Source organism: Thiomicrorhabdus sp. 6S3-12 (assembly GCF_017571475.1).
In the GTDB taxonomy this organism is placed as follows: domain Bacteria; phylum Pseudomonadota; class Gammaproteobacteria; order Thiomicrospirales; family Thiomicrospiraceae; genus Thiomicrorhabdus.
The window spans coordinates 220,959-245,586 of the sequence record NZ_JAGETW010000003.1 but is presented as its reverse complement, the minus strand read 5'-3'; the positions used below and the strand labels follow the sequence as shown (position 1 = coordinate 245,586).

Genomic DNA, 24,628 nt, shown 5'->3' with positions numbered 1-24,628 from the left:
ATTCAAATTTAGATTTAGTGGCCTGGATTTTCAGGTCGTCTTAACAAAATAGAGGAATTTAAGAAGATGGCAAAAGACGTCAAATTCGGTTTAGATGCTCGCGAAAAAATGGTTGATGGGATCAACATTCTTGCGGACGCAGTAAAAGTAACCCTTGGGCCTAAAGGTCGTAACGTTGTACTTGATAAGTCTTTCGGTGCGCCGACTGTAACTAAAGATGGTGTTTCTGTGGCACGTGAAATTGAACTTGAAGATAAGTTCATGAACATGGGTGCGCAAATGGTGAAGCAAGTTTCTTCACAGACCAACGATGTTGCCGGTGACGGTACCACAACAGCTACAGTTCTTGCGCAAGCGATCGTTCGCGAAGGGATGAAGTCGGTTGCAGCGGGTATGAATCCAATGGATCTTAACCGTGGTATTCACAAAGCGGTTGAAGCCGTTGTTGCGGAAATCAAAGCAATGGCTAAGCCTTGTGATACCAAAGCTTCTTGGGCTCAGGTTGGTACTATTTCAGCAAACTCCGACGCTAAAGTCGGTGAAATGATTGCCGAAGCGATGGAGCGTGTTTCTACCGAAGGTGTTATCACCGTTGAAGAAGGTTCTTCTCTGGAAGATGAACTGGTGGTTGTAGAAGGTATGGAATTTGACCGCGGTTACCTGTCTCCTTACTTCACGACTAACTCAGACAAAATGATTGCAGAGTTAGAAGCGCCATTCATCCTGTTCTACGATAAGAAAATTTCTAACATCCGTGATCTAATGCCGACGCTGGAAGCGGTTTCTAAAGCGAGCCGTCCACTGTTGATCATTGCGGAAGACGTTGATGGTGAAGCGCTAGCGACGCTAGTAATTAACCAAATGCGCGGTATTCTGAAAGTTGCGGCTGTTAAAGCGCCTGGTTTCGGTGAGCGTCGCCGTGCAATGCTGCAAGATATGGCCGTTCTAACCGGTGGTACGGTTATTTCTGAAGAAGTCGGTCTAAGCCTGGAATCTGTAACTCTGGACCTTCTTGGTGAAACTAAGTCTGCAGTCATTGGTAAAGACACCACTAAACTGATCGATGGTGCTGGTTCTAAAGACGATATCGACAGCCGTGTTGCGCAAATCAAAGCTCAGCTGGAAAGTACGACTTCCGAGTACGATAAAGAGAAGCTGCAAGAGCGTCTGGCAAAACTTTCCGGCGGTGTTGCGGTTCTTAAACTTGGTGCGGCTACCGAAGTTGAGATGAAAGAGAAGAAAGACCGTGTTGACGATGCGTTGCATGCGACGCGTGCTGCGGTTCAGGAAGGTATCGTTCCTGGTGGTGGTGTTGCTCTGGTTCGTGCGCTTTCTAAAGTGTCTGTTGAAGGTGATAACGACGATCAAAACGTCGGTATCCAGATCGCTATGCGCGCTATGCAGGAGCCAATGCGTCAGATCGCGGCAAACTGTGGTCTTGAAGGTTCTGTTATCGTAAACAAGGTAATGGAAGGTGAAGGTAACTTCGGTTTCGATGCGTCTAAAGAAGAGTATGTTGACATGCTTGAAGCGGGTATTATCGACCCAGCTAAAGTGACGCGTTCTGCACTGCAAAACGCAGCCTCTGTTGCCGGTCTGGTTCTGACTACCGGTGCGGCGATTGCTGATCTGCCTTCAAAAGGTGGTGATGATGCAGCAGCGGCAGCAGGTGGAATGGGAGGAATGGGCGGCATGATGTAATTTCAATTTGAGGCTTTCGCCTATACTGCCACTTCTTTGTTGGCTAAATGCTTCCGTTGCTCATGTACTAAAATGTACACTCGGCTCGGGCATCCTGCTTCGCACTAACGACCATTTCCATATGGTCGTCCGCTAAGGTTCATTTAGCCGCCTCGAATTGACAGCATAGTCATATAACCCTCAATTCAGAAATTATAATGCTTACATTCTTCTAAAAAGCCAGCTTAATGCTGGCTTTTTTGTTTTCATCTTAAATTTGTATCGACGAGCCTGAAAAATTAAATGTGCTTCATTTATTGCCAAAGACCGGCTTCCGCCGGTCTTTGTGTTTTGTGAAGTTTTTGAGAAATGGCTTCTATGTTCATGGGTCTAAATGCCTGCTGCGCTCCGGTTTTTAAAACGCCTAGCCACTACCGCAAAACCAAGGTGAATATATCTCAGAAATCTGAGCCTGGCGCTCATTTTTTAAAAAACCGCAGAGGCGGGGTTTTTCGTTGGTGACATTTTCGTTTTAATCCGCTTCGGACAGCATGTAGCTGCTGTCATAGGATTTCAGCAGTTCGATAAAACGCTGGTTGCCTTTAAGGCTTTCGAAGTGAGAGTCGTTATAGATCGATTCGGCATTCCCTTCGGCGCCATTAAGCGATTTTTCCAGATATTGCAAAGCGGTTTCCGTTGAACCGAGAAGTGCGTAGGCGCTCGCCAGTTGATACATCGCATGGCTGTTTTCAGGATCGATTCTCAGTGCCTGCAAGCACAATGAAATGGCCCAGTGCGGTTCGTCCATGTCTAGCACGACATCCGCTTTGTAAGTCAGGGCTTCGGCGTTTTCCGGATCGCGCTCCAGAATTTGATCATAAATTTCTACCTTGTTACTAGCAATCTGTTCCTGGCCTGCCTTGAGCCATAGACTGTAGATATCCTGATGTTGCGAGAGCCTTTTCTGAGCGCTGGTGATGCCGCGGGATTTGCGGTTAAGTTCTTCTTCGAGTTTTTCCAAACGGTCTTCGTATTCGGAAACGACTTCTTCGATTTTTGTGTTCGCCAGCGTATGAACCTTTTCTTTCACTTCGCGCAGAGAGTTCCAGCCGACCAGTACCAGTACGGAACTGACCCCGGCGATCAGATAGAAAAAGTAAGTGATGGTATCGGTGGCATAACTTACGGCGCGTGTTGTGGCGGCCATTTCCCGGTTGACGACCTCTTTGGTGAGATCGACATGGAGGTCGTTCATATCGGTACGTAACTGCTTGAGTTCATCGAGCACGTAGCGTTCGATAAAAGGGTTGTAGACGGGTTCGTCGAGATTTTCGATATTCTGCGTCTCTTTGGTATGCAGTTGAGCCTGAACATTAGCGGAAAAAATAAATAAACTGAGTAAAAAGAGCGTGTTTCTAAGAAACGGCATGGTATCTCCGGTTGTGTCTGGAGTCCTTCATCCTAAAGCCTCAATTTGAAATGTCAAAAAACGGCGGAAATGGATTTGCTTCTTGGAAGCGAATTTTCTAAATTAGGCTTCTTTTTCAAAGGGAGTGCCGAATGCATTTTGAGTCAGGGCAAAACAGGTTTCCGGTTCTTTACTCTTATCGCCGTTGTCCTTATGCGATGCGCGCACGGCTGGCGCTATACTTCTCCGGTATTCAGGTTGAGCAAAGAGAGATTGTTTTTTGGGATAAGCCCGATGAAATGCTGGCTGCTTCCGCTAAAGGTACGATTCCTGTTTTGCTGTTGCCCGGCGGAGAGGTGCTGGATGAAAGTTGGGACATTATGTGTTGGGCGCTGAAGGATAAGATGGGGAAAAGTCCGCTTTATCCACAGGATGTGCAACAGCAGCAACTCCTTATGGCGTTAATTGAAGAGAACGATACGTCTTTTAAGGCGAATCTCGATGCCTATAAGTATCCCGAACAATTTCCGGAAATACCTGCCGAGCAGGCGCGCGCGCAGGGAGAGTTGTTCTTACGCACGCTTGAAGCCTGTTTGCAGAATAGCCGTTATCTTCTTGGCGACAGTCTGACGATTGCGGATCTGGCGATATTTCCGTTTGTCCGTCAGTTTGCCCATGTGGATAAAGCTTGGTTTACGCAGGCCGCATATCCGGCTTTGCAGGCTTGGCTGCACCGTCACCTTGATAGCGGGTATTTCAAGGCGGTGATGAAAAACCGTCCCGTATGGCGCAGAGGGCATCAGCCATTGTGGTTGGATGAAGCGGAGTTGCAGACCAGAGACCAGTTTCGTCAAAAGGCCGAAAGCGATTTTCCAGATTAACGTAAACGCGGCAGCTTAAACTGTCTCAACAGCATGAGAACGCTGAACAACAGTAGATACAGTAATGGCATGAAAAGGTCGGCCTTTACCAGTAGCGCATAGTGCAATATGCCAAGAAAGGTGATTGGGTAGATCAGTTTATGTAATTGTTGCCAGCGACGTTTCAGGCGCTTTTGCCAGCCTTGGGTCGAGGTGACGGCCAAAGGAATGAGCAGAATCAATGCTGTCATGCCGATCATGATAAACGGTCGGGTGGCGATGTCCTGAACGGCTTCATCAATATCCAGTCCCATATCGAAAATAAAATAGACCGCAAGGTGAAGCAATGCGTAAACGAAAGCGCTGAGTCCGAGGACACGTCGAATAAGGTGCATCGGAATCGGCCATTTGGGAACGAAAAGTTGCTGAAGAGGCGATATGCTGAGCGTCAGCAACAGAAAATAGATTGCCCAGTCGCCGGTGGTGTGTTCCAGTGTTTCCACCGGGTTGGCTCCCAGATTGTCCTGTAATAGCTTCCAGCCCAGATCGACCGCAGGCAGGGCGCACAATAGACTGAAAATCAAAAGCTTGACGGCCAGAGGCATTCTTTCTTTCCTTAGAAATGGCGGCGTAAATCCATGCCGCTGTACAGTGCGGCAACTTCGTCTGCATAGCCGTTAAACATTAATGTTTTCTGCTTGAAAAAGGAACCTAGCGGGCGCTCTTTGGCTTGTGACCAGCGCCGGTGTGGAACTTGCGGATTGACGTTGGAGTAAAAGCCGTATTCGCTCGGCGTCGCCTGCATCCAAGAGGAGATAGGCTGCTTTTCGACCAAACGAATGGTGACAATGGATTTGCTGCTTTTGAATCCGTATTTCCACGGAACGATCAAGCGGATCGGTGCGCCGCTTTGATTCTGTAAGGCTTCGCCGTACAGGCCGGTCGCCATTAAGGTCAGTGGGTGCATGGCTTCGTCGATACGCAGGCCTTCCCGGTAAGGCCAGTCGAGAATGTTGAAGCGTTGTCCCGGCAGGTTTTTTCGGTCAAGAATGCTGATGAATTCGACATATTTTGCCTTGCTGGTCGGCTCGACTTTATTGAGTAGTTTACTCAGTGGAAAGCCGATCCAGGGAACAACCATTGACCAGCCTTCGACACAGCGGAAACGGTAAATCCGCTCTTCCTGTTCGATTCCCAGCAGATCATCCATATCGAATGTCTGCGGTTTGGCGCATTCACCTTCGATTCTAACCTGCCAGTTATCGGTAATTAACTGATCTGCGTTTCGATAGGGATCGGATTTACCCGTGCCGAGTTCGTAGAAATTATTGTAATGCAGCGCATGTTCCGTGTCGGTTAGCTTGAGATCTGGCCGGTACAGAGGATTCGGCTGGAATTTCAGGGCGTTGTCGGCAAAAGCGTGCAAAGGTGTGCTCAGGAGTCCGGCCGCGCCTATGGAGCGGAGAAACTGCCGGCGGTTGAGGAACCACTCTCGTGGCGTAATATCGGATTCTTTGAGATGTGACATGGCGATCGGGCCTCCATCCGGAATGCGTATCGAAACAATTTCGTTTACGGATACCTTAGCGCGATTTGCTTAAGATGCCTAGCGGCAGATATTGAGAAAAAATGGATAAGAGTTGTCTGATTTGTTTTAAAAGCCAACCCGGCATCGCGTATTTATTTTTCTCTATAGTTGTCGTATGGAACATTATTAGACCGAATCGACGGCAAACGGTAAAATAAAACGTTTCATTCGCTTTTTACCGGCGAGCAGCGCAGAAAAGGATCAAAAAAATGCAAAAAGTAAAAGTGGGTATTGTCGGTGGTACAGGTTATACCGGCGTTGAATTATTGAGACTTCTGGCCAATCATCCGCAGGCGGAGGTAAGCATGATTACTTCGCGCAGCGAAGAGGGTGTGGCAGTTGCGGATATGTACCCGAATTTGCGCGGCATTTACGATCTTCAATTTACTCAGCCGGACAGCGAAAAACTGAAGTCTTGCGATATCGTGTTTTTCGCCACCCCGCATGGGGTTGCCATGAGTATGGCAGACGAATTGACCTCTGCCGGTGTCAAGGTGATTGATCTGGCTGCCGATTTCCGTATCGAAGATCTGGACGTATGGTCTAAGTGGTACGGAATGCCGCATACCGAAGCAAAACTTTTTGACAAGGTCTGTTACGGTCTGCCTGAGTATTTCCGCGACAGTATTGCCAAAGCGATGATTATCGCCAATCCGGGCTGCTACCCGACCAGTGTCATGCTGGGATTATTGCCGTTGCTTAAGGCGGGGGTGATTGATCCAAGTAATATTATCGCCGACGGAAAATCCGGTGTCAGCGGTGCCGGGCGCGGAGCGAATGTAGCCATGTTAGGCGCGGAAATGAGCGAGAGCTTCAAAGCTTATGGCGTGTCCGGGCATCGTCACCTTCCGGAGATGAAGGAAAAGTTGACTCAGTTGAGCGGCGGAGAAGTCGGGTTGACGTTTGTGCCGCACCTGGTGCCGATGGTTCGCGGTATGGAAAACTCGATCTATGCGACGATGAACACCGATATGTCTCAGGCGGAATTGCAGCAATTATTCGAAGAAACCTATAAAGACGAGCCGTTTGTGGATGTGATGCCAGCCGGCAGTCTGCCGGAAACGCGAATGGTTAAAGGCTCGAATATGTGCCGTCTGGCGGTGTACCGTCCTCAGGGCAGTTCTCAGGTGGTCGTGAGCTCCGTGATCGATAACCTTGTGAAAGGTGCGGCGGGCCAGGCAGTGCAGAATATGAACATTCTGTTCGGTCTTGATGAAACCTTGGGACTGACCCAGGTTGCGTTGTTGCCGTAAGGTTTTGTTAACAGGTAGAAAATGCGACGGGGGCGGCGTGGCGCACTATAGAGTGCCTTAATCAGCCCCTCTCTTTTTTGCTATAATGCTTTTTATTTGCGCTTGGCAATGACATGAAAAGGAATCCGATATGTCTGATACACCAGCACCTCTAGTTTTTACCGAAGCGGCGGCGTCCAAAGTCAGCGGCTTAATCGAAGATGAACAGAACCCGAATCTGAAACTGCGTGTTTATATCACCGGTGGCGGTTGTTCCGGTTTTTCGTATGGTTTTACCTTTGACGAAAATCAGGCCGACGACGATACGGTTGTGGAAAAAGACGGCGTGACCCTTCTGGTTGACCCGATGAGTTTCCAGTATCTTGTCGGTGCAAAAATCGATTATTTGGAAGATTTACAAGGCGCACGCTTTGTTATCGAAAACCCTAATGCAACTACGACCTGTGGTTGCGGTTCTTCATTTAGCGTATAAGATACGCACTCAAAAAACTGACTAATTTCAGGGCAGCTTATGCAATACATTCCAGGTTTAGCGGGGGTTCCGGCCACGGAGTCTCAGATCTCTTTTATTGATGGTCAAAAAGGACTTTTGACCTATCGCGGCTACGACATTCAGGAACTGGCGGAATATTCTTCTTTTGAAGAGACTACGCTTTTGCTTTTGTTTGGCGAGTTGCCGGCCGCAGAAGAGTTGAACCATTTTGATCGTCAGCTGCGAGAAAACCGTCGGGTTAAATTCAATATCCGCGAGATCATGAAGAACCTGCCAAGCACAACCCATCCGATGCATATGCTGCAGGTGGTGGTTGCCAGTCTGGCGAGTTTTTATCCGAGTACCGAATATATGAAAGGCGGTACCGAAAACCAGGAATACATCAATGATGTAACCGTTAAAATCATCGCCCATATGGGAACGCTGGTTGCGATGTGGGAGCATATGCGTAACGGTTTTGACCCGATCGAGCCGCGTAAAGACCTGACTTATGCGGAAAACTTTTTGTATATGCTTAATGGCGAAGAGCCGGATAAAGACTGGGCGCGTCTGTTGGATGCGATTCTTATTTTGCACGCTGAACATACGATCAATGCCTCGACCTTTACGACCATGGTAACCGGATCGACTCTGGCCAACCCTTGTTCGGTTATTTCGTCGGCAATCGCATCGCTTTCCGGGCCTTTGCACGGCGGAGCGAATCAGAAGGTTATCGAGATGCTGGACGAAATCGGTTCTCCGGAAAATGCGCGACCGTATATCGAGCAGCGTTTGGCCGATAAGAAAGTGATTTGGGGAATGGGGCACCGCGAGTACAAGACCAAAGACCCGCGTGCGACCATTTTGCAGAAATTGTCCAATGATCTGCTCAAAGGCAAGTCAGCCAAGTTAAGCCAGTCGTTTGCTACCGCTTTGGAAGTGGAAAAAGTTTGTGAAGAACTGCTTGGTCACAAAGGGGTCTACCCGAATGTCGATTTCTATTCTGGAATTCTGTATAAGGAAATGGGCTTCGATCCGGGGCTGTTTACGCCGATTTTTGCAGTGGCGCGTTCCGCCGGATGGATGGCGCACTGGCGCGAGCAATTGCAGAATAACCGTATTTTCCGTCCGACGCAGATTTATACGGGCAAAGGCAAGGCGTGTTATCTGCCGTTGGATGAAAGAAAGTAATCCTGTTTTACAGGCAGAGAGAAAAAAAGCCGCTTAATTGCGGCTTTTTTATGCTTGAGACTAAGGCCTGTTAAAAAGGGCAGCCCATTGCGTTGGCGTTCTCTTTCACGCGATCTCTTTCGGCAGAGTCCTGCTGCGAATCGAACTGGTCGCGCTCATACCAGCCTTGAGTGTGCTGTAAAATAAGCTCTGCCAGCATCTCGGTATGATCTTCGCGATCGTTAAGGCATTTAATGTAACTGAATTTCTCGCCGCCGGCTTCTTCGAAATATTCGCGGTTTTCCTCGTCGATCTCTTCAATGGTTTCCAGGCAGTCGGCCGAGAATCCCGGGCAGATCACCTGAATATCCTTGATTCCTTGAGATGGCAAAGACTTCAAGGTTGCATCTGTATATGGCTTAATCCACTCTTCTTTACCGAAAAGAGACTGGAAAGTGACCTTATATTCATCTTTGCTTAAACCAAGTTCTTCCGCCACCAGACGCGAAGTTACATGGCATTCGCAATGGTAAGGATCGCCATTATCGAGGTAGCGCTGAGGGACGCCATGATAAGACATCACCAGCAATTGCGGCTTACCATGTTCCGCCTGATGTTCCCGAATGCTGTTAGCCAACGCTTTGATATAACCGGGGTGACGATGGTAGTGGTTAATAAAGCGCAGTTCCGGAATCCAGCGCCAAGTCTGCAATTCTGCCGTCACGGCATCAAAGGTAGAGGCGGTGGTGGCCGCTGCATATTGCGGATATAGAGGCAAGACGACGATGCGCTGACAGCCTTTTTCATGCAGTTCTCGCAAAGCGCTGGCGATCGAAGGGTTTCCGTAGCGCATTGCCAGAGCAAACTCCACACGGCCCTGGAAATGCGGTTCAACGGATTTCTTAATGCCTTCGAGCTGGCGCTGCGTGATGTTTAGCAGAGGTGCGCCGGGACCTTCTGAATCCCAGATGCTGGCATAGGCTTCCGCTGATTTTGCCGGGCGGGTATTAAGAATGATGCCGTTTAAAATCAGCTTCCACAGCCAACGGGCCGGAGGCGGCTCAACAACGCGAGGATCTTCTAGAAATTCTTTTAGGTAAGGCCTTAACGCTTCTTTGGTTGGTGCGTCAGGAGTACCGAGGTTGGTGATTAATATTCCGGTGGCGCTGGTTTCGCCATGCTGAAATTGAGCTCGTCCGTGATAATGCATTACTTTCTCCATAATTGGGACAGTAATGATTGTATAGCTTTTGTATAAAACAACAACCGCCAGCGTTGAGTATTTTCGGCAATTACTGTTGCGTGGGTGTTGAATTCTGGGCGAAAAAAAACCCAGAGTATTTTGGCTCCGGGTTTATTTTCGAGGATGGCGGTTTTTACTCGTCATCATCCGATAGCTTCAGTTTTTTGGCGCGTTTTGCAATATCAGGATCCACCGAGAATGCAAAAGCGATCATTTCCGGCCATACTTCATTGATTTTCTCAATGTTAGATGACTTCATGGTGCTGGTTCCGTTCAGGAAACGGAAAAATGCGCTAGGTGTGATCCCGGCAACTTCAGCAACGCGGTGCTTAATGATGCCCTTATATTCAATATAGTATTTTAAGCGTTCATTGAACTTCATTGCTTTTCTCCCAAAATAATCATTTTTCACTTCATGTTAGATGAAGATCGGCCTTTAAAACAGTGGCGTCTGATTTAAAAAGCTTTTATTGTTATTAAAATGTACTTTTTGCATTTTTTTTACAGTTGCTCATTATAGCTTTTGTTGCGCTTATTGCAATAAAAAGAGGTTATGTTAAAAGTTTTTTTTATAAATAATAAATATGCTTTTAGCAAACAGTTAAAAAAGTATCTGTTATATTGCCAACTATGGTTTTCTTATAAAATTAAAGAATGAAAGGCTATAGCTGTAGTTTATGACTAAGGGGTATTGATGCGTTTTTTGCAATAATAAAATCTATTGCGTTAACTAATCTCTTTTGTGCGGAATTATATTTGGATGTGGTGTTTGGTATATAGCGAAGCGTCTGCTACAGGATAAACGTTCACTCTGACGGCATTTTATTGCCGAGCAGAGTATTTATTGGAGTGTGCGGGATCGGATAATTATGAGGATCTTCGCGAAATAAAACGAACCAGCAAAAAGAGTCCGAGCGCCAGCCAGGGGTAGACAACAAATTGCAAGGTGGAGAATAGAGCGCTATAGGTACCGCTGAGATGTTGCAAATTTTCGACAGTTAATTGCCCGTTTTCAGCATTCATCAGAGCGCTGATAGCAACAAAAAGGACAACGATACTCAGTCCCAGACCTGCCTGCCAAAAGATTTTGCTCCAAATATCCATGTTTTCTCCTGTAATTATTGCGTGTTCTGCATCTTCTTGACTTGATTGCAGCTCGTTGTGAATTGGTTTTTAAGCTGCGTTTTGTCTAGGGATTTCAGCTCATTGGTGACTTCCTGATGGATGCGGGCGAGTTGTTGCAGCGCTTGGTTTTTGCCGTTCATTCCGCCGGCGATAATGATCAACGTATTCGCCGCAGTCAGCTTTTGAGCCTGTTGTTTCAGACCGTAGGAATTCGAAATAAGCGCGCATGTCGCGATAATGTGAATTTTACTCTGCAAGCTTTCCGGTAGTTCTGAAACTTGTAATCCTTTAAAGTTTTCGTCCGTCTGCAGGTTTTCTGTCAGACAGATTTTACCAAAAAGTTTTTGTTTACTTTGCGGGCTATATTCGTGATAGCTGCGTTCGAAAGTGGCAATTTTTTGTCTCACCCACTTCTGTCGATCATCAGTCGGTACAGATGGATTGTTTTGTTGATGAAGTGTGAGTAATTTCTGAGTGAACTGTTGGCGTTGCTGCGTTTCTGCAAGCGCGGCGCAAATGGCATAACGCTGTTCCTGCTGTTTTAACTGCCGAGAGTCTGTACCGTCCGCAACCGCTGTTTGCGCGAATAGTGCTGAAAAGAGCAGGAGATAGGGCGTTAGGTTTTTTACAAGTCGTGATCTCTCCATATAGGGCTCCGTAGGGAAATTGGTTATGGATAATTCGCTTCATTGTACTGAATAAGTAAGTTTGTGAAATAGGAATCCCTTGCAGGCAAGAAAGTCTCAATGTTTTGCACGAATTGACGGAAATAAAAAAGGCGATAACTCGAAGGTTACCGCCTTTTAATCAGGCCGAGAATCGGCCTTTCAGTCTTGTTGTTAAATTAAGACTGTTACAGAAGACCGCCAAGAAGACCGTTGTCACCACCTAGAAGACCGCCAAGAAGACCATTGTCTCCAAGAAGCCCGCCAAGAAGACCACCGGTTTCAACGGTGGCGCCAGCAGAAACAGATGCATCCGCAGAGCTTCCACCCAGTAGACCGTCAAGCAGACCATCGTCGCCTGATAGTAGATCACCTAGTCCTAGCAGGCCGCCATCACCACCGCCTAGTAGACCGCCAAGCAGGCCGCCACCAGATAGTAGATCACCGACGATTGGCAAGTTACCCAGAGTACCGTCAAGAAGATCGGTCACAGTATCAACTACACCGGTTACAACGCCGTGCTCACCGATCAAGGTGTTTAGCAGTCCGCCGACTAGTCCGTCTTCACCTAGAAGACCGCCAACAAGACCGTTGCTTCCAAGAAGGTCTCCGACAATTGGAAGACCGTTCAATAGGCCGCCGTCACCACCTAGAAGGCCGCCAAGAAGTCCACCTTCGGCACCACCTAGAAGGTCACCTACGATTGGAAGACCGCCTAGTAGTCCGCCGACCAGTCCGTCTTCACCTAGAAGGCCACCAAGTAGCCCGCCGTCTGCAGCGCCGCCAAGAAGGCCGCCAACAACCGGTAGACCTTCAACAAGACCGCCTACGGTACCTAGTAGGCCGCCCACTAAACCTTCTGGGCCTAGCAGGTTAGGAAGAAGGCCTTCTGGGCCTGTGATGCCGGCTAGAACGTTGTTATCGATTGATTCAACAAGTCCTAGAACGTCGCTGACGACTGGAAGGCTGGTTACAGTGCCGACAACGTCATTGATAAGTGTTTCGCCTGGAAGAATGGCATGCAGGGTTGAGGTTACGAAACGTACATCTTCGCCAAGAAGCGGAAGGCTGTGAAGGGTATCTAGTAGTGGTGATACGGAGTCACCGACAACTGGCAAGCTTTGCAATGTACCTACAGCAGCAGCAAGGCCGTCATCGGAATGTTTAGTAGTTGGGGTTTCAAGACCTAGTAGTGAAACGAGCATGTCTTTCTCCTGAATTATGTAAAAAAGTAACTTAATTATTTTTTTGACTGCTGTAAAACAAAATACTGATGTTTAAAAAGCGGTAATACGAAGAGAAAATTAACTTATTTGCTGAAGATTGACAAGACTTTTACAGTAAAAATTTTTTAATGACTAAGTGTTAAAAGTAAATATGGGACATTTTGAGCCTAATTTCCTACCTAAATACTGAGAAAAATACATTAAAAACAGTTATATACTGTTTTTGTGTTTAGATTGCAATTGTGTGATTAATAAAAATCATTAATAAAATGGTTGCAATGAGGAGGCGGGGTATTAAAATAACGACGGTAAACAATTTATTTAACTTGTTTTAAGTAGCTAGAAAAGTTCATTGTTTATTATGCTTCGTATATTTTGATTACCCGCCTATGGCGGGTTTTTTTATTTTTGGCAATAGGGGATATGGAAAAATATAACTTTTAGCTGTGCTGCTAAAGGTGTTTTATGGTGACGTGTCCTGTAGGTAGGAGCGGATTGCTTGTAGAGTTTCCTGCAGGACGCTTTCCAATTCCGGACGCAGGGTTTGCTTTTCTTCAATCGTTTTGGCTTGATAGAAGCCTTTAGTGGACTCAAACAGCCGATCCAGACAAACGACCGAGCTAACGCCTTTCAGGGTGTGTATTTCCCTGTCGAAGGCTGCCGAACCGCTGTCACTGTTCTGGTTGTTCGCTATAAAGTCTTGGTAGGATTGTAAAAACTCGCCGAGCAGGTAGTGAATTTTTTCCGTTTTCTGATAGCGTTCCTGCAGCTCCGTGAAATTAATGAGCGGAGCTTTTTCCTCGGAATTCAAAAGATTGTTTTTTCGCTCCTGTTTTTCATTTTCCGCGCCGTGCCGCGGTAGGTATTCGTCAAGAGTTGACTCCAGTTTACTGAGCGTGATCGGTTTGCTCAGGTGTTGATTGATTCCGGATTCGCGGCACAGATCTATGTCTTCTTCCATCACCGCCGCGCTTAAGGCAACAATCGGAGTATTGGAATCAAACTCGCGGATTTTGACGGCCGCCTCAAACCCATCCATTACCGGCATCTGCAAATCCATCAGGATCAGATCAAATGTTTTCTGCGAAGCGATCTCGACCGCTTCTTGTCCATTTCTCGCCTGTTCGACTTCGAGTCCGAGATCTTTCAGGAAGTCGGTGGCAACAAAGAGGTTGATTTCGTTATCTTCGACCAGCAAAACGTTGCCGCTGAAATGCAGCGGGTGTTCGGAGTCTTCGTAGTCGCTTCTGATCTCTTCCGGGTGCAGAAGTATTTCAAGCATTTTGTGTGCGATGACAGGTTTTAGAACCAGGCGGGTCATCGGTGGTTTGCGTTCTTTCAACTCTTTGCGCAGGCGTTCCTGACGCCCCTGTTTGCCCAAAAGATAGATCGGGCAGTGCAGAGAATCCAGAGGAAGCACTTCTTCGATACGTTGCAGGCTTTTGCCTTGCAGTTCAAGGATGACGGCATTGTAGGTGCGCTGCTGCGCTTTTTGCTCGCATTCCGAAAGGTTCGTACAGAGGTCGGTCCGCATCTGTGCGAGATTCAGCGTCTGCTTGAGGTTTTCCGCTTCATCGTGACGGCTCATTAAGGCCAGCACTCTGAAAGGCGCTCCGGAATCAGTTGACTGCAAAATGTCTTCGCTGGTCTTTTTGAATCCCAGTTTCAGCGTGAAGCCGAAGCGGCTGCCTTTCTGGTAGTCTTCATCAAGCCAGATGCTACCCCTCATCTGTTCGACCAGCTGTTTACTGATAATCAGCCCCAGCCCGGTTCCACCGTATTTACGGGTGTTGGAACTTTCCGCCTGAGAGAACGGTTTGAACAGACGGTGTCGATGTTCGGGCGAAATACCGATACCGGTATCGGTCACCAGGGTTTCGAATTCCACTTGGTTGTTATGGCTGTACAGCTTGCGCATGGAGATGATAATCTCACCCGAAGAGGTGAATTTCAGAGCATTACCGACCAGATTATTCAACACCTGGGAGATTCTTAACGGGTCTCCGATCAGTTGGTTCGGAATTTCCGGATCAATCAGGAATATCAGCTCGATGCCTTTGTGTTCGGCTTCGATCGAGAAGAGGTCGGCGAGATTGGAAAGCAGTTCGCTGAGATTGAACTTAGTGCTTTCAAAACTGATTTTTCCGGCTTCGATTTTAGAATAGTCGAGAATGTCGTTGATGATGTTCATCAGCGCTTTGGAAGTCCGAGTCGATTTTTCCAGATATTCCTGCTGCGTCTCGTTCAAAAGGGTTTTGCTCAAAAGCTCGTTGATTCCGATAATGCCGTTCAAAGGCGTGCGGATTTCATGCGACATATTGGCCAGAAAGAAGCTTTTTGCACGGTTGGCGTTTTCCGCGCTGACTTTAGCCTGAATCAACTCTTCCTGGAGTTGCTTGGTTTCGCTGATGTCGTGTACGGTTCCCTGCGCAAGAATCGTTTCACCGTTTTCATCGCTGGAGAAGGTTGCTCTTTCCAAAACGTACTTAATGCGCCCGTCACTCATTTGAACCCGGTACTCGACCTGAAAAAGACTGTTTTCTTCTTTGGCATGCAGGAAAGTGTTGAGCACTCGCTGACGGTCATCCGGATGGATATCCTGAGTAAGGTCTTCAAAGACCGGTTCGAAGGTAAGAGGGTTCTTTTCGAAAATAGTGAACATTTCCAGAGACCAGTTCAGCTTCTTGGAAATGAAGTTATAAGTCCAGCTTCCGAGTTTCCCCAAACTTTGCGCCTGAATCAGGCGTGAACTCTGTTCTTCAAGACGGTTTTGAATCTGTTTGAAGTCGCTGATGTCGTGGAGAATTGCATACAGAAGATCGCGATTCTGACCGTGGATTTTACGGATTTTTATCAGCACGTCTTTGGCCTGTCCACTGCGATCGACGAGCACGCTCTCAAAAGAAACGACGTCACGATGTTCGAGTTTTTTGATCTGTTTCAGAATACTGCCGGTGGCATCTTCCGTATCGATATCCTTAAGAGAGAGTTCGGCCAGTTCTCCGGGGCTGAATCCGAGCAATTTACAACTGGTCTGGTTGAATTCCATTAATTTGAGGGTTTTGGCATCAATCAATAAGATGCCGTCAAGCGACTGCTCAAACAGGTTGTAATATTTGTTTTCGAATTCGTCGTGTCTTTCCTGCAGTTGTTTTTGCGGGCGCAGGTCGGTTGCGTTGAGAACCAGTCCGTTGGGCTCTCGGTTTTCGTCGAGCTTAGTGAACAGCGACAGCATAACCGGAATGGTACTGTTATTGCGGGTTCTCAATTGAGTGGTAAAGGCTCGGACAGGTTGATGTTCGATAATTTTATAGAGGCTCTGAAAGCTTAGGGGCAGCGTTTTTTCCGGGATGTCGATGTGCATTTTCTGCGCATGACGGATAAAGTCGATCGGATTGAGCAGCATTAATAGACTGAGTTTTCCAACGACCTTATCGCTGAAATAGAATAGTTGCAATTCGGCGGTACGGTTGAAATGAGTGATGATACCGTCGCGGTCGCAGGTGATTAAAATACTGTCAATGGTATTGAACAGCGTCTGTTTCTCGTGAGTCAGACGCTGCGCTGTCAGCTCATGCGTCTTACGCTCGGTAATATCGCTGTGTGTTCCGATCATCTTTTCGGGTTTGCCACTCTGATCGTAATTTAGCACGACCCCGCGATCCAAAAGCCAGCGGTACTGATGATTTTTGTCCAAGACCCGGATTTCGTTCTGATAAGCATTCCGTTGCCCCTGGAAAAGTTCTCCGAGCAGCTTCCTGCTTCTGGCTAGGTCTTCCGGGTGGATCAGTTTCAGCCATTGCTGCATATCGGGCAGATGGCAATTTTCTTTATAGCCGAGTATCGCGCACAGGCGATCCGAAAAATACAGGCGGTCGGTTTTGATATCCCATTCCCAATAACTGTCTCCGCTGCCGAGCAGGGCGGTTTTCCAGCGCCGTTCCTGAGAGAGCAGCTGGGATTCATAATCTTTGAAATCGGTTATTTCATAACAGCTTCCGGTACAGATGACCTGCCGGGTTTTATCGAGCATGCATTTATATTGCAAACGCCAGTTCTGGTGGCGTTTCCCCCAGGGAATCTCGATCTCAAATTGGCCTTTGAAAGGCAGGGCGCGATTGCTGATTTCCTGATCGATCTGTTGCAGGTTTTCGGCCAGAGGTACGGGTAGTAGTTTGATCTCGTCAAGCGAATAGAGCGTTTTGTTTTTCAGAAAAGGCCACAGATTCATCAATGTTTTGTCAAAACGGAAAGTACGGTCGGCAAGCGAAAACTCCCAGAAGCCGATACGGGCACTTTCACTGGCCAGCAACACTTGCTGATTGAGTTGCTGTAATTGGCGATTCTGTCTTTTTATCAGCCTGAAAATAATGATGGCTCCAAGGATGAAAAGCGCCAGAGCGACCAGACTGCTGACTAGATAGCTGCGGTTATGATCCTTGTTTAGCTGTTGCAGGTATTCCGGTTTGATGCGCACAATCAGAGAGAGGTTTTCCTCAAGCGGTAAATTTAGACGAACCGCCAGCTGGTTGTTTTGCTCTATAACCGGCACCTTGGCCAGTTGGTTTATCGTCAGTTGATATTCCGAGGCCAGATTAATCGGCGGATTCTGGTAGGCTCCCCAGTTGTTTTCTTTTTCATAATGGCAGATCGGGTAGCTTTGCGCGTCTAGCAGAATAGCGTTATATAGAAAGGGAGAAGTCACGAGATTTTTGAGCAGATCCTGAACGAACAGTTCGACGGTCACAATGCCGTGGAAACCGTCTTCGTCATAACTGCTGAGACTGGCGCGCACGGTTGCGGTAATTTCGCCGTTCTGTTGCACGTTCTGTCTGCTGGAGCCCAGCTTGGAAAAGTGCAGCATGGAGTAGGGGTCCTGGCGAGCGCGGATAAAATAGTCGCGCTCGGATAGATCGGACAGTTTATAACTCTCGACAAGATAAGGGGCGGAATCCCGTGTATTGCGGGTAATGCGAATTTTCTCATGACCGTTTTGGTCAATGACCTGCAGCTGCTTGATGCGTTCATGGGCACGAGCAAAGCCGTGCAGCAAATCCGTTAAGGCCGTTTTACTGCCTTCGTTTTTGAGGTAGTTGACGAAAATACTGTTTTCTTCAATGGCGATGAGCGTGTCAGCTGTGTCTCGGAGCACTTCATTGAAATGGCTTTCGTTGTACTGTATTTCGTGCAGAGCCTGTTGATAGGACGTATCAACGGCATTTTTATGGAAAAAAGAGCGGTCGATACTGTACACGGCTATTACCGTCAGCAAACTCAGAGTCAGCAGTGCCAAGCCTATTTTCAGCGTTGCCATTGAGATTAGTTTCATTGCTTTGGTTCCTGCCGTTCGGGCTTAGCGTCACTTTATTGAATTCTAACAGGATTTATAAGTCTTCCTCATATTAAGTAATTTTCCGGTTATGGACAATTGGTGTGATTTTGAGGCTTGTCAATTTCGTCAGGCGGTTCGCGATCCAATAAGGTTTTTCAGTCCCGGGAAAAGCCTGAATGTTGCCCTGAAAGCGGCTTTATATTCCAATAAAAAATGTCAGGTTGAAGTCAACGGCCGAGATTCTTAAACTGGGTCACCAGTGGGGCCGCGCAAGCGGCGTAATCGTTAATTTAATCTGAAACAAGGTAAGGATCTTTATGAAAGGGTTTCATGGATTGGAGACCTGCCTGCACTGCGCATTTTTAATTGCGCTAGGTGCGGTACTGGAAGTAATTGCAATCGCTCTTCTGTAAAGCAGCCCTGCGAAAAAGGCGGGCGCTTTAAGCCGGAATGAAGCCGAGATTTAGTCCGGGTAGGGCACTCCGGTTCCACCCAGTCCGCAATAGCCGTGCGGGTTTTTCTGCAGGTAATCCTGATGGTACTCTTCGGCGCGATTGTAGTTTTTCAAAGGCGCGATTTCAGTCGTGATTTCACCGTAGCCTCTTTGGGTTAACGCCTGCTGATAACGATCTCTGGTTTTTTCTGCTAAGAGTTTCTCGTCTTCCTGTCGATAGTAGATGACACTGCGGTAATTGCTGCCGACATCATTTCCCTGACGGTCGCCCTGAGTTGGATCGTGATTCTGCCAGAAGTGGATCATTAATGTCTCTAAATCAACCTGTTGAGGATCATAGGTGACCTTGATGACTTCTGCGTGGTTGCGCTCGTCGGTCATTCCGATATGTATGGCTTTTTCCAGCGTCAGAACCTCCTGATAAGAAGTCAGGGTGCTGTCTCCTCCGGCATAACCGGATTCGACATCAAGTACGCCGGGGATTTCGCTCATGCGCTTTTCCGCACCCCAGAAACATCCCATTCCGAAAACGATCGAAGCTTTGTTCTGAGTGTCGTTCATCTATTTTCCCTCTTGTCTTTGCAGCTGTTGCAGATCTTTAAGAATCTGCGCCACATGTTTCTGCGGATCCACATTCCGGTAGATCCGAGCGATTCGACCCTGAGGGTCGATAATAAAACTGTGGCGTTTGGCGAATTTCACAATACCCAAATTCAAAACCGCATCATACTTTTCAGCAACCACGGCGTCTTTATCGGCAAGCAGACTGAACGGCAGGTTATATTTTTCGGCAAACTTCCGATGACTGCTGACCGAGTCGACGCTGACCCCGAGGATAACCGCCTGCTGGGCAATCAGCCGATTGATATTGTCTCGAAAACTGCAGGCTTCGGTAGTGCAGCCGGGCGTGTCGTTTTTCGGATAGAAATACAGTACGACCCAGTTCCCGCTCTGCTGTTGCAGAGAAACCGATTGCTGATGCTGGTCAAACAGCGCAAACTTCGGCGCCATATCCCCGGTTTTAAGTTCCGCTGCCGCGGGAGGTGAGAACAGCAGCGTCATAAAAGGCAGGAAGACAAACAGCCGTGTTAAACGAGACATCTGGGATTCCTTATCTTTATGTATTCGGTCATTATGCGCCTTTAGGCGCTTTAATGCCAATGCAGGCAGCGTGAGGCTTTTTCCGTGTAGTTTGTTCAAGCGCGGGCTTGGCGCTTTTGCGGGAGGGCGAGTCGCTGTTCGACAAGGCGCAGAAGCGATCCCAGTATCGGGAACTGGCTGTACAGGTGTTTGGCCGGATCCCAGTAGTCAATATGTGAGCGGACTTGGCCTTCGGAGTCGAAGAGGACTTTGCTCATGCCGTCGAACTGTTGTTTTTTTTGTCGGAACAGGAAGTCGAAGTGCCAGTAAAGATAGCCGTTGCCGTTCTGTCCGACGGCTATATCGAGAACGGTAAATTTCGGTTCCTGAAGTGTCGCGAACATATGCTCGAAAAGACGAAGGGTTTCGGCTTTGCCGTGAATGCGGTTAAACGGATCCTCAAAATAGATCTGTTCGTTGAGAAGCGAGCCCAAACCGCTGTGAAGCGTGTTTAGCTCGAGGTTTTCGTAAGCGTGCGCATAAGCGGCCAGCCACTCGCTCGTCGGGTCAGTCATCCTTCAACATCCTTTTACTTATATACAGACTCCAGCTTTTCGGCAGGCGTTTCAACGTTCCCAGAATGATCGACAAGGTCCAGGGAAAACGCAGTTCAAAACGGTTCTGCCCGAACAATGGAACGATTTTGCGTGCCGCTTCGTCGGGTTCCATCAGTCCGGGCATGGGGAAACGATTTTTTGCGGTCAAACGGGTTTTGACGAAGCCGTGGTTAATCACTTGAAGTTTAATCCGCTGGCGAGCCAATTCCGGCGCGATCGATTCTGCAAGATTCAGCAGAGCCGCTTTGGGGGCTGAATAACCTCCACCGTATGGCAGGCCAAAATCGGCGGCCAGACTGATATTCCATATCCAGTGCATCGGTTTATCGTGTTGAGCCTGAAGTCGTTGCAGCGCAATCATCAGTTTGACTGCGCCAAGATAGTTGCTCTGATTCATTAAATTAAAACTGTTCCAGTCCCATTCGGAAACGCTCATCGGTTGGTAGACGCCGACATTGTAAAACCAGTAGTCGAGACCTTCGGCCAGTTCCCAGGCCTGCTGACAGTAGCTTTGTAAGTTTTCTTCGCTGACATCACAGTCGAGAAGATGCAGCTTTCCTGAGTTGAACTGCTGTTGGAGCTGAACAAGCTCTGAAGACCGGGTCGCTTTTCTGGAAGAGGCAACCACTGTAAAACCGTTTTGCAGTAATTGACGGCTTAAGGCCAGGCCGATGCCTTGCGAAGCGCCGACTATCCATACCGTGCTGTTTTGCTTCTGTTCCATTTGACTGCCTCAAACGTAAATCCGTAAACCGGCCCGTAAAAGAAAAGGTCGGGAAGAAGGTGTATGAGGCTGTACAGCCTTGTACAGCCTTGTACAGCTTTTTGCCTCGCTTCGCACAGTGTTGCTACCGACAGGCGCTCTGTCTCTTGGATTTGTACAAAAATTACGCTTTCCTGGATGATTTTGCGAGTTTTTACAAGGCTCATCCTGTTTTTTTACTAATTTGTATAATAAATTTGAATTTTTGTAAAGGTTTTTGTATAACTTCAAGAAAGGGTTTGTATAGGCTGAAGGTGCGAAATGAAATCAATGGTTATGCGAAGCGGTATTGCTCCCGGACAAAGTGTTGCGGTCATCGGCAGCGGGATCAGCGGTTTGGCCAGTGCCTGGTTTCTGGGACAGAAGCATCGGGTCACGCTGTTTGAGAAAAATACCCGACTGGGCGGGCATACCAATACCTGTTCGGTGCAGCTTGAAGGCGTCGAGCAGCCGGTCGATACTGGTTTTATCGTTTATAACCGCCCGAATTACCCGCATTTGAATGCAATGTTTAAGCACCTCAAGGTCCCGATTGAAAATACCGAAATGAGTTTTTCAGTATCGGTTGATCAGGGGCGAATCGAGTATTCGGGCAATAATCTCAACACGCTTTTTGCGCAACGCAGGAACCTGCTCTCGGTCGCACACTGGAAAATGTTGGCAGAGATTCTACGCTTCAACCGACAAGCCAAAAAAGATCTGTTCAACGGCCAGCTTCACACGCTCAATCTTGAGAGCTATTTGCGCATGCATCATTTCAGCCAGCGTATGCGCGACTATTATTTGCTTCCAATGGCGGCTGCAATCTGGTCGTGTCCGGTAAAGACAATGATGGCCTTTCCGGCGGAGAGTTTTCTGCGCTTTTTTGAAAACCATGGTCTGCTCAATATTCAGGATCGCCCTCAATGGGAGACGGTAAAAGGGGGCGCGCAAAACTATATCGACGCCCTGATGCATAAAGCGAAGTTTTCCGTCGCTTACGATCCTGTGCGCGGGGTTGCTAAAAGCGCAGACGGCTTGAAGGTGACCACCGAAAACGGCGAAGCGCTTTTCGATCATGTGGTCTTTGCTGCGCATGGGGATCAGAACTGGCAGCTGTTTGATAGCGCTTTGCAACAGACCTTCACCTGTATGCAGGCTTTTAACTATCAGCAGAACACCGCTTATCTGCATAGTGATCCACGCCTGATGCCCAGACGTAAAAAGGCCTGGGCGAGTTGGAATTACCTGCGTGAGAGTTGTAGTGAAGAGCGTCATGTCGCGGTCACCTACTGGATGAACCAGCTTCAGAATATTCCTCTGAAAACGCCGCTGCTGGTGACGCTGAATCCATTGCAGGAACCGGAGGCGCGTATGACTTATGAGTGCATTCAGTATCAACACCCTGTCTTTGATCAAGGTGCGATGGAGGCTCAGAAATCGCTCAGTGGACTTCAGGGCGTGGAGAACTGCTGGTTTGTCGGTGCCTACACCGGTTACGGATTTCACGAAGACGGTTTGCGCAGTGCCGTGGATCTGGCGCGGAGGTGGAATGTTTCTCTGCCGTGGGAAAATCGGAGAGCCGAAGTATGAATGCGTCCGGATATGAGAAAGGATCGGCCGTCTATTTTGGCTCGGTGATGCATCAAAGGATGTTTCCGGTGCGTTATGCCTTTCAGTACAAAGTCATGAGTCTGAGAGTCGAGATAGACCGGATTCAAGAAGAGCTAGGTGCACACAAAGGCATCTGCAAATTTCTTTCTTTGAATCGTTTTAACCTCTACAGCCTGAATTACAGGGATTTTGGCGCGCGCGACGGAAAACCGTGGCGTCCGTGGCTGGAAAGCCTCTTGGCCGAATACGGCATAGAAGATGCGCCGCAGCGCATTGAGTTGGTCTGTTCGCCACGTTTTCTGGGAATTATCTTCAATCCGCTGGCGATGTGGTATGCCTATGACGAGCAGAACCGGCTGATCGCAATTGTCGGCGAAGTGAGCAATACCTTCGGTCAATGGCACCACTATGTACTGGGTAACCGCGGCGAACCTTTATCGCCTCTGGCGACTATGGTGCAGGCCAAAGCGGATAAAGCGTTTCACGTTTCCCCGTTTATCGATATGGACTGCGAATACCGTTTTCGCCTTAAAGCGCCGGGAGATACTTTTCACTTGGGTATCTACCAGAGCTGTCGGCAGCAGCCGATGCTGGTGGCGACTCAAGCGGCAACCGCCTTGCCTCTGACGCGTCAGTCGCTGTTGAGAGCCGCTTTGGCGATGCCTTTTAACAGTCTCAAGGTGTTGACCATGATTCACTGGTGGGCCTTAAAGATCTGGTTTATGGGCGGTAAATTTCACCGCACCCCTAAGGCACTGAAAAAAGTTAAATACTCACACTCGGAGATGCAGTTATGTTGAAAAACTTCACCACCAGCCGAACTTTATTGGGTAGCGTCTGCGAACGTTTCATTGCACCTTCGTGGATCCAGTATATGCTGTTGAAGCTGCCTTTCGATCGATTGAAATACGGTAGCCTGACGCTGACTTTCGACGATCGCCGAAGCCGTCGTTATGAAGGCGGTCAGCCTGGACCGCATGCCGAACTGATTGTCGTGCGTCCTTTGCGGACATACTGGCTGCTCAAAACGCAGGGTGATTTGGGATTTGCTCAGGCTTATTTTGAGGGCGCCGTTGAAACAACCTCTGTTTACCGCCTTCTGAAACTGGCGCATCTTAATGTCGAGCAATTTGATTCTCTGCTGAGCAACCGGTTTGGTCGTTGGCGGCATTTGTGGCAGCACCGAAAACGACACAATTCTCTGGCGAACAGCCGCCGCAATGTCTCCTATCACTACGATCTGGGAAATGACTTTTATGCGCTCTGGCTGGATTCGGCTATGACCTATTCAAGCGGGATTTTCCAGGGCGATACCTTCTCCCTGCAACAGGCTCAAATGGTCAAAAACCAGCGTATTCTGAATGAACTCGGGATTGCCGGCGGTGAGCATATCCTGGAGGTTGGTTGCGGTTGGGGAGGCTTTATGCAGTGTGCCCTGGAAAGAGGGGCAAGCATCACAGGGCTGACGTTATCGGCAGAACAGCAAAAATATGCATTGCAGCGCCTCAAAGAATTTCCGCGCGAGCGTTACGAGGTGGTTTTGCAGGACTACCGTCACGAAAGCCGCCAGTATGATCATGTCGTTTCGATTGAGATGTTTGAAGCGGTCGGAAAATCCTACTGGGACAGCTATTTTACAATGCTGAAACAGCGGCTTAAAAAAGACGGCAAAGCGCTGTTGCAGGTGATTACGATTGCCGATCAACAAGCTGAAAGTTATCAGTCCGGGGTAGATTTTATCCAAGCGTACATCTTCCCGGGTGGTTTGTTGCCGAGTGTCGCACAGCTTGAAGCTCTGAGCAACGCACACGGTTTTAAAATTGTTAATCGTCTCGACTTCGGTGCGGATTACGCGACCACCTGCCAACTCTGGAAACAGCGCTTCAATCACCATAGCGACCAGTTGGAGAAGATGGGATATGACAAGGCGTTTCAGCGGATCTGGAATTACTATCTGGATTACTGCACAATCGGGTTTGAAAGTGGGCAGGTTTCGGTCTACCAGTTCACGCTGGAGCATTCCTGAGGTGGCTTAACGAGCGGCATGCTATTCAGCAGGATGAGTCGAACACGCTGTCTATGGGTCGAGGAGAGATTGT

Annotated in this window: 21 protein-coding genes; 8 read left to right on the top strand and 13 right to left on the bottom strand. The window is 48.2% G+C overall.

Features of this window, described 5'->3' with window-relative positions:
• Positions 1-66 precede the first annotated feature (66 nt).
• Entirely contained in the window at positions 67-1,701 is a 1,635-nt protein-coding gene (gene groL / locus J3999_RS05380) for a chaperonin GroEL (protein ID WP_173284067.1), read from the top strand.
• A 511-nt stretch (positions 1,702-2,212) separates the two neighbouring features.
• On the opposite strand, the gene J3999_RS05375 is transcribed toward groL, so the two are convergent.
• Positions 2,213-3,109 carry a tetratricopeptide repeat protein gene (locus J3999_RS05375; protein WP_208126916.1) on the bottom strand — a complete coding sequence of 299 codons (897 nt, stop codon included), beginning with the start codon at positions 3,107-3,109 and terminating at the stop codon, positions 2,213-2,215.
• Positions 3,110-3,240: 131 nt separating this feature from the next.
• On the opposite strand from J3999_RS05375, the gene J3999_RS05370 reads away from it, so the two are divergent.
• A complete protein-coding gene (locus J3999_RS05370) occupies positions 3,241-3,969 on the top strand; it encodes a glutathione S-transferase (protein WP_208126915.1) in 729 nt (242 codons plus the stop codon).
• Here J3999_RS05370 and J3999_RS05365 read toward each other — a convergent pair.
• Positions 3,966-4,553 carry a sulfite oxidase heme-binding subunit YedZ gene (locus J3999_RS05365; protein WP_208126914.1) on the bottom strand — a complete coding sequence of 196 codons (588 nt, stop codon included), beginning with the start codon at positions 4,551-4,553 and terminating at the stop codon, positions 3,966-3,968. The genes J3999_RS05370 and J3999_RS05365 overlap by 4 nt on opposite strands.
• An 11-nt stretch (positions 4,554-4,564) precedes the next feature.
• The gene (msrP, locus tag J3999_RS05360; RefSeq protein WP_208126913.1) at positions 4,565-5,476 is read right to left on the bottom strand and encodes a protein-methionine-sulfoxide reductase catalytic subunit MsrP; all 912 of its coding nucleotides are present in this window, start codon (positions 5,474-5,476) and stop codon (positions 4,565-4,567) included.
• A gap of 269 nt (positions 5,477-5,745) precedes the next feature.
• Between msrP and argC the strand changes: the two genes are divergently transcribed.
• The 3 genes from argC (at position 5,746) to J3999_RS05345 (ending at position 8,452) form a co-directional block, all read left to right on the top strand.
• Positions 5,746-6,789 carry an N-acetyl-gamma-glutamyl-phosphate reductase gene (gene argC / locus J3999_RS05355; RefSeq protein ID WP_208126912.1) on the top strand — a complete coding sequence of 348 codons (1,044 nt, stop codon included), beginning with the start codon at positions 5,746-5,748 and terminating at the stop codon, positions 6,787-6,789.
• 130 nt (positions 6,790-6,919) lie between these two features.
• Positions 6,920-7,261, top strand: a complete 342-nt coding sequence (gene erpA / locus J3999_RS05350) for an iron-sulfur cluster insertion protein ErpA (RefSeq protein WP_173284073.1) — start codon at positions 6,920-6,922, stop codon at positions 7,259-7,261.
• A gap of 39 nt (positions 7,262-7,300) precedes the next feature.
• On the top strand, positions 7,301-8,452 hold the full coding sequence (locus J3999_RS05345; protein WP_208126911.1) for a citrate synthase: 1,152 nt from the start codon (positions 7,301-7,303) through the stop codon (positions 8,450-8,452).
• A gap of 70 nt (positions 8,453-8,522) precedes the next feature.
• Here J3999_RS05345 and hemH read toward each other — a convergent pair whose 3' ends face one another.
• The 10 genes from hemH to J3999_RS05295 all read right to left on the bottom strand — a co-directional run bounded on the left by hemH (position 8,523) and on the right by J3999_RS05295 (position 20,897).
• On the bottom strand, positions 8,523-9,641 hold the full coding sequence (hemH, locus tag J3999_RS05340; protein WP_208126910.1) for a ferrochelatase: 1,119 nt from the start codon (positions 9,639-9,641) through the stop codon (positions 8,523-8,525).
• Between the two features lie 166 nt (positions 9,642-9,807).
• Entirely contained in the window at positions 9,808-10,056 is a 249-nt protein-coding gene (locus J3999_RS05335; protein ID WP_173284076.1) for a helix-turn-helix transcriptional regulator, read from the bottom strand.
• Positions 10,057-10,541: 485 nt separating this feature from the next.
• Positions 10,542-10,778 carry a hypothetical protein gene (locus J3999_RS05330; protein ID WP_208126909.1) on the bottom strand — a complete coding sequence of 79 codons (237 nt, stop codon included), beginning with the start codon at positions 10,776-10,778 and terminating at the stop codon, positions 10,542-10,544.
• A gap of 14 nt (positions 10,779-10,792) precedes the next feature.
• Positions 10,793-11,446 carry a hypothetical protein gene (locus tag J3999_RS05325; protein WP_208126908.1) on the bottom strand — a complete coding sequence of 218 codons (654 nt, stop codon included), beginning with the start codon at positions 11,444-11,446 and terminating at the stop codon, positions 10,793-10,795.
• A gap of 206 nt (positions 11,447-11,652) precedes the next feature.
• A complete protein-coding gene (locus J3999_RS05320) occupies positions 11,653-12,669 on the bottom strand; it encodes a hypothetical protein (RefSeq protein WP_208126907.1) in 1,017 nt (338 codons plus the stop codon).
• 484 nt (positions 12,670-13,153) lie between these two features.
• Positions 13,154-18,019, bottom strand: a complete 4,866-nt coding sequence (locus J3999_RS05315; RefSeq protein WP_208126906.1) for a PAS domain S-box protein — start codon at positions 18,017-18,019, stop codon at positions 13,154-13,156.
• 466 nt (positions 18,020-18,485) lie between these two features.
• Entirely contained in the window at positions 18,486-19,037 is a 552-nt protein-coding gene (gene msrA / locus J3999_RS05310; RefSeq protein WP_208126905.1) for a peptide-methionine (S)-S-oxide reductase MsrA, read from the bottom strand.
• Positions 19,038-19,577 (bottom strand): peroxiredoxin, encoded by a 540-nt coding sequence (locus tag J3999_RS05305; RefSeq protein WP_208126904.1) that lies wholly within the window; start codon positions 19,575-19,577, stop codon positions 19,038-19,040.
• 95 nt (positions 19,578-19,672) lie between these two features.
• Positions 19,673-20,131 carry a nuclear transport factor 2 family protein gene (locus J3999_RS05300; RefSeq protein WP_208126903.1) on the bottom strand — a complete coding sequence of 153 codons (459 nt, stop codon included), beginning with the start codon at positions 20,129-20,131 and terminating at the stop codon, positions 19,673-19,675.
• The gene (locus J3999_RS05295; RefSeq protein ID WP_208126902.1) at positions 20,124-20,897 is read right to left on the bottom strand and encodes an SDR family oxidoreductase; all 774 of its coding nucleotides are present in this window, start codon (positions 20,895-20,897) and stop codon (positions 20,124-20,126) included. The genes J3999_RS05300 and J3999_RS05295 overlap by 8 nt, the downstream gene beginning before the upstream one ends.
• A gap of 300 nt (positions 20,898-21,197) precedes the next feature.
• Between J3999_RS05295 and J3999_RS05290 the strand changes: the two genes are divergently transcribed.
• Genes J3999_RS05290 through J3999_RS05280 form a run of 3 tightly spaced genes read left to right on the top strand, consistent with a single transcriptional unit; the run spans position 21,198 to position 24,555 of the window.
• Complete coding sequence (locus J3999_RS05290) at positions 21,198-22,508, top strand: NAD(P)/FAD-dependent oxidoreductase (RefSeq protein ID WP_243755318.1); 1,311 nt, start codon at positions 21,198-21,200, stop codon at positions 22,506-22,508.
• Complete coding sequence (locus J3999_RS05285; RefSeq protein WP_208126901.1) at positions 22,505-23,329, top strand: DUF1365 domain-containing protein; 825 nt, start codon at positions 22,505-22,507, stop codon at positions 23,327-23,329. Before J3999_RS05290 ends, J3999_RS05285 begins: the two co-directional genes overlap by 4 nt.
• Complete coding sequence (locus J3999_RS05280) at positions 23,323-24,555, top strand: cyclopropane-fatty-acyl-phospholipid synthase family protein (protein WP_208126900.1); 1,233 nt, start codon at positions 23,323-23,325, stop codon at positions 24,553-24,555. Before J3999_RS05285 ends, J3999_RS05280 begins: the two co-directional genes overlap by 7 nt.
• Positions 24,556-24,628 lie beyond the last annotated feature (73 nt).